This window comes from Sporomusa sp. (assembly GCF_057736855.1).
Genome location: NZ_JBYKYF010000210.1, coordinates 1 through 5,520 on the forward strand (window position 1 = coordinate 1; position 5,520 = coordinate 5,520).

Consider the following 5,520-nt stretch of genomic DNA (forward strand, 5'->3'; position numbering starts at 1 on the left):
TGTTAGGCACGCCGCCAGCGTTCGTCCTGAGCCAGGATCAAACTCTCCATAAAAATTTATTTTATGAAGCCTTTGTTGGCTCTTATATACATTCAAAGAAATCATTTAGATGCTCATTTGAGCACCGCACATCTGGCTTTTGATGCATTTCTTACATTGTTCAGTTTTCAGGGAACACATTTGCCACTGCCGCATCAGCGACAGCTTTTATATGTTAACACGTTTATTTCACCGTGTCAACATGTTTTATTTTGGTATTTATTTCGCGCTGCCAAGCGTATTGGTTATTATTACCTCACGCCTTTGCGACTTGCTTATCTTATCACGCTTATTCGTTTATGTCAACTACTTTATAAAAATTATTCTCTAGTCTGTTCAAAAAATCACAGAAATTCATCGTACGGATTCAAGTACATGGAATAGTCTATAGGGTGCAGTGGATATGACAAATGCAGCGTTTGCGTCTGATCATCCCAAGCAGCAGCCACATTAAAAATTTCACCCATATTATCCATAGTGACAAACGGCTCTCCTTCCAACACTACAACCGCTGCTGGTCGGCCTTGTACAAATAATTGTCCGGTGTTACTATGCCATTTTACACGTTCCCCTAACGCTTTAGCAAGCGTAAGAGCCGGAACCGCAAACTGATTTTCCACACGTTGAATATCATCGGAAAGCAGTTGACCATCCAGTTTGGCTATAGGCAGCGTTAACTCCAGACAGTTTTGTCTCCCATCCCAGCTTCCCCGCCCGCCAAACAAAATTGCCAGATCCTCAGCCGCAGCATACATAGCATTACCAAGTTTAATGCCGGGAACAATTCGATTTCGCCGGCTTAGCATTTGCTTATCTTCATCCCAGTTCACATAAGTATTCAGACTCTCTGTCAGCGCCTGTACTGGCACCTGTTTTGTTCCCTTCCAGGAGATAGCATATTCCGGCCGCGGCACTCCATTTATTTTGAGATTGTGGAGTTGGGCAAATACCACCTGTTTATCAGGGATATCCCAAAGTAACGCCTGTAGGAATGATTCCTCCACCAAACCGTCCAGCCCGGCTTCTGCTAAGGCTTGCTTAACACCAGCCAGAGTAACTTGCTGTCGTCCATATATGTCAGAATAAATGCCAATCGAGGCTCTTCCTAACGCATCTACCCGCACCTTGACCCTCTCATATTCAATGAAAACAGGAGTATCATAGTCAATGAGCTCAAATAATTCTTCCACATCTGCTTCCTGCATTCGGACACAACCATTAGAGACAGCCAATCCAATTGACCAGGGGGCATTAGTGCCATGAATGCCATACAAAGGAGCAAAGCCCATCCAACGATACCCCAACGGATTTTCAGGTCCCGGCGGCACTACATAGTTTTTCCCGGGAGGATACCAGCACGGGTCAATTTCTTTTTCGGTAACAAAAAACTTGCCAATCGGCGTTGGCGTGGAAGGTTTGCCTACACCTACCGGATATTCTCTAACAAGCATATTATTTTTATACAATTCTAAAGTGCAGCTCGGAATGTTGATAATAATTCGAGACGAACCTTCCTGCTCGATAGTCTGGGCATACCCAGGAAGAGCAAATAAAGTAAACCAAACAATTAACCAAAAAATCCTACTACCCATTCGCATACCCATGCAGTCATCCCCTCGTCTGTGCTACAACAATACACATATATGAGAAGAATCCTACCTGTATGCGTTGATTAGTTGTACAAGCCTAAAAAAATTTGCGGGAGTACACAAATCGGTACTCTCGCAAATGTAGTCCTTACTATTTCACCTAAAAACCCAAGTCTTCACCAATAATGATAACCTCTACATCAGTACCACCGGGTTTTTTGTGCATAATGGTAGTAACATTACAAATTCGAGTCGGTCCCTGACAGTCCATACATTGACCAGTTACAGTACAAGGATTGGAAAAATTCAGGCGCTTGTTATTCATCGGCGCAGCGTAGAGTTCAATCCGCTCTAACGCGGCATCAATATTAGTTACCACTTTATTGATACCTGTAATAACAATAACTTTTTTAGGTCCAAAAATCATTGCAGCCACTCGGTTGCCCGAACCATCGACATTAACAAGCTCACCTTGTAAAGTAACAGCATTTGTACTTGTTAAAAAGACATCACATGTCATTTGTTTACGACGTAACGCCATCGATTCTTCCTTGGATAACCCCGGCTTATTGTGATTAAATACCGTATTTCCTCGTTCTTCTAACAGAGTGTCAATCCCTATCTCTTTAATTGTCTGCGAACCGCCGATACCAACAGTAGCATCGACCGGAATAAGTGCTGCTAGTTTGTCCAATGCTTCTTGCTTAGTATTAACATAGCTAGCTGTAAAATTATTTTTCTCCAAAGCTTTTACAAGTTTTTCCCCAATGGTTTGGTTGTGCCAGTTTTTAAATTCACTCATGATAGTACCCTCCTTCTATATATATGTAGATTTAAGCAACCATGTGGGCAACAGCCATACTGGCCATTTCGTCAGATGTATACTGGTTGTACACAAAGTTTATATGTTTAGCATATGACAATCCGTTAAAGCTACCCTTAGCCTGAATGGTGATCATCTCATTTAGTTTATCCGCAAAATCAGGAGTCAGCGTCACGGTTCGCGCAGCCCTCACAAGACCATCCACGGTATCAACAAGCGTAACTTTCAGTGTTGCTGCATCTTCCACTTCGGCCGGATAAGCGCGATATTCCCTCGGTACGGTATGCCAAGAGTAGGGCACATCATTCCAGTTGCTTGTACCAAATTTAAAAAGCAAAAATATAATAGGGCCATCAACATATAAACCCAATTCGACACTGGCATATTCGATGGTTTCTACTTCTTGGGCATTAATTCCTGCTTTACTAATCACAAGGCAATGACCAGCTTTATCGAAACGGTAAGTTATTTTTTCCTCAATTTTATCCCGGCCGGGTTCATATAATTGACCAACTTGGCCTGGTTGCATCCGCTCCACCACTTTCCGTACGTTTTTATTATCCATATTATAATTATACCCTTTATAGCGATTTCGATAAAGCTGCCATTTATTCAGGATAAACAATTACAATTCTAACTTATCTGAAGATGTAATAATTTAATCCCTTTTTTCGGAAACTAGTAATAGGCGTTAACAGATTTACGTCAATACTACTTCAGGAGGTAGTGTATGCTACGGCGCAAATCATTGGGTTGCGATAATTGCATCGAAAGCAGCTCCTGTGAATTTTCTTCAGAATATTGCCCCAAAACCATACTTGAGCTAAGTCCTGACGAAACCCTGGACTCAGATCCCCTATTTAAAAAATATCGGGAATTTTATAGCCGCTTTCCTAATTAATCCAACAGCCAGAGGAGGTAGCACCATGAAAACAATCATTAAATATGCGCATGGTAAGGGATTCAGTAAAAACCTTTCCTCAGTCACAGTAATCGCCAGCCCACGCACCAACGAAAAAATTCAAGAAAATATGTTAAAGGCCCATCCGCAAAAAAATATTAGCAGACAGACCCTTGGAAACATTTTAGATAGACAAAATAAGTCGAGAAACAACAATGCCTTGCTTACCTCGTAACAACGACGATTCGTACCCTGGCTATCAAACAAAGGCAGTCCCGATAACCGGCTTATACGGAAAAATCTTTTTGCCACTCATAGCTGCCACTTGGCAGCATATTTTTTTTGCAGCCGCCAAATCAATACCACTATCAACTCCATATATTTCGGTTAAACCTGCAGCGACTTCCTCCAACGCTGCATGACCAGCTCGCGCGCCAATACCGGCAGTGGTCACGCTGGCAAAAGCTGCGCCGCTTTGCAAGGCTGCCAGCGTGTTGGCGGTTGCCATCCCAAAATCATTGTGCGCATGAAACTCAATCGGCAGCGGACAACGTCTTGCCAGATGTTTCATGATACTATTGGTAGTAAATGGATCTAAGCAGCCAACAGTGTCAACATAACGGATACGCACCGCTCCCAATCGGGCACTATAATCAGCAAGTTCGAGAAATTGATTTAGAGTCGCTCTAGAGGCATCTTCAGCCCCTACTGATACGTAGCAGCCACGACTTTGCGCAAAAAGTACCACCTTTGCCAATTGCTGATATACCCAATCTCGGCTTCTTTTCAGGTTTCGATAAATATGCAGGTCAGAGACGGGGACAGAAATATGCAAAAATTCACATCCGCAAGCCAACGAGGCCTCAACATCTTCAAGACAAGCTCGGTTCCAGGTAAACACAATGGCTTTGAGTCGGGCGTTAACTATCAGCCGCAATGCTTCAACTTCTTCCCGCCCCATAATCGGGCTTCCTACTTCAATCCAAGTCACCCCGGCCTGAGCCAGCTCAGTAGCAAGCGCCAGCTTTTCCTGAGCAGTAAAGGCAATTCCAGCAGCCTCACCATCTCTCAGAGTTGTATCAATAATAACGCCTTGCTTACATTTTTGCATAATATTACTCCCCTCAGCTTGACTGGTATAATTGCCGTAACTCTCCATCACTAATCCCTGCTTTCTTTTGAACAGAGAATGCCGGTTGTCCTCCCCAGTCATAATACTTTGGTTTTATGACAGTACTACCTGAATGATTGCCAATGACCAACCGTCGTTTCCATCCCGTCAACTCGGAAGATAACGGTTCACATAGTTCCAGTTCCTCGATAACTCCAGCAACATGCACACCCGACTTGCAGGAAAAAACGGCATCCCCGATAACTGGTTTATTCTCAGGCACATCAAGTTCCAACACTGCGGCTACTTGCCGGCAAATATTGGCTACATGTTGCGATAATTCACAGTCAAAATCCAGCAGTTGCTTAACTATGAACACAACCTCTTCCCATGGAGTATAACCACCAACACCGACTACCGATGTCGCGAGGTGAGTAATACCTGCTTTTACGGCTGCAAGACTATTGGCTGTTGCCAGACCATAAGTATTACCTAAACAGACCTCTACCGGACAGTTTACTTTCCGGATAATAAAGGTCAGTTGCTCGAAAATAGACAGTGGGTCACCTTTTGCCATTCGATCATCATAGATAATACTGGCAATATCATATTCATTAATCTGGGCTGCGATAACTGCCAATTCAGGTGTGCTTAAGGCTGATACCCCTTCTAATTGAATGGAACTTTGCAAGCTGCGTCTATCCGCTTCATGTATAACAGACGCAAGTGATAAATTAAAATTATCTTGCTGGGCTAAATTACAAACCAGAGCCACTCCGCTCATGCCAAGCTGTTGAGACAATTCCAGTTCTGGCTGCGTTAAGCTGGTTATAGCTCGTAATTCTAAATGTTTTTTCGCTCCGCTTAAGTCCGGGCAATATTGTTGCCAGTCAGCAAGCCATATATCGGCCTGCTTAATACCCAATTTGGACAACATACAGGCAATCTGTTCCAGTTGCTCGTCACTACACTGCCGGCGAATAGCAGTGTTTAACGTCTGATCATGCCAAACTAACCTGCTCATATTTCACCCACACCTTTTTTTTCTTATTCCCGG

General features: G+C 43.3%; 6 protein-coding genes. 1 reads left to right on the top strand and 5 read right to left on the bottom strand.

The genetic code is table 11. The features are described from left to right. Nucleotides 1–383: 383 nt before the first annotated feature. The 3 genes from AC29Z1_RS12765 to AC29Z1_RS12775 all read right to left on the bottom strand — a co-directional run bounded on the left by AC29Z1_RS12765 (nt 384) and on the right by AC29Z1_RS12775 (nt 3,016). Nucleotides 384–1,643 (bottom strand): L,D-transpeptidase family protein, encoded by a 1,260-nt coding sequence (locus AC29Z1_RS12765; protein ID WP_488271836.1) that lies wholly within the window; start codon nt 1,641–1,643, stop codon nt 384–386. A 145-nt stretch (nt 1,644–1,788) separates the two neighbouring features. After that, complete coding sequence (locus AC29Z1_RS12770; RefSeq protein WP_488271837.1) at nt 1,789–2,430, bottom strand: lactate utilization protein; 642 nt, start codon at nt 2,428–2,430, stop codon at nt 1,789–1,791. Nucleotides 2,431–2,461: 31 nt separating this feature from the next. Next, entirely contained in the window at nt 2,462–3,016 is a 555-nt protein-coding gene (locus AC29Z1_RS12775) for a hypothetical protein (RefSeq protein ID WP_488271838.1), read from the bottom strand. 361 nt (nt 3,017–3,377) lie between these two features. On the opposite strand from AC29Z1_RS12775, the gene AC29Z1_RS12780 reads away from it, so the two are divergent. Beyond that, complete coding sequence (locus tag AC29Z1_RS12780) at nt 3,378–3,587, top strand: hypothetical protein (RefSeq protein ID WP_488271839.1); 210 nt, start codon at nt 3,378–3,380, stop codon at nt 3,585–3,587. A 24-nt stretch (nt 3,588–3,611) separates the two neighbouring features. Here the strand turns inward: AC29Z1_RS12780 and AC29Z1_RS12785 are convergent, their stop codons facing one another. Both AC29Z1_RS12785 and AC29Z1_RS12790 read right to left on the bottom strand, forming a co-directional pair. After that, nucleotides 3,612–4,463, bottom strand: coding sequence for a homocitrate synthase (locus tag AC29Z1_RS12785; RefSeq protein ID WP_488271840.1), 852 nt, complete (start codon nt 4,461–4,463; stop codon nt 3,612–3,614). A gap of 13 nt (nt 4,464–4,476) precedes the next feature. Next, nucleotides 4,477–5,487, bottom strand: coding sequence for a homocitrate synthase/isopropylmalate synthase family protein (locus AC29Z1_RS12790; RefSeq protein ID WP_488271841.1), 1,011 nt, complete (start codon nt 5,485–5,487; stop codon nt 4,477–4,479). Nucleotides 5,488–5,520: the final 33 nt, after the last annotated feature.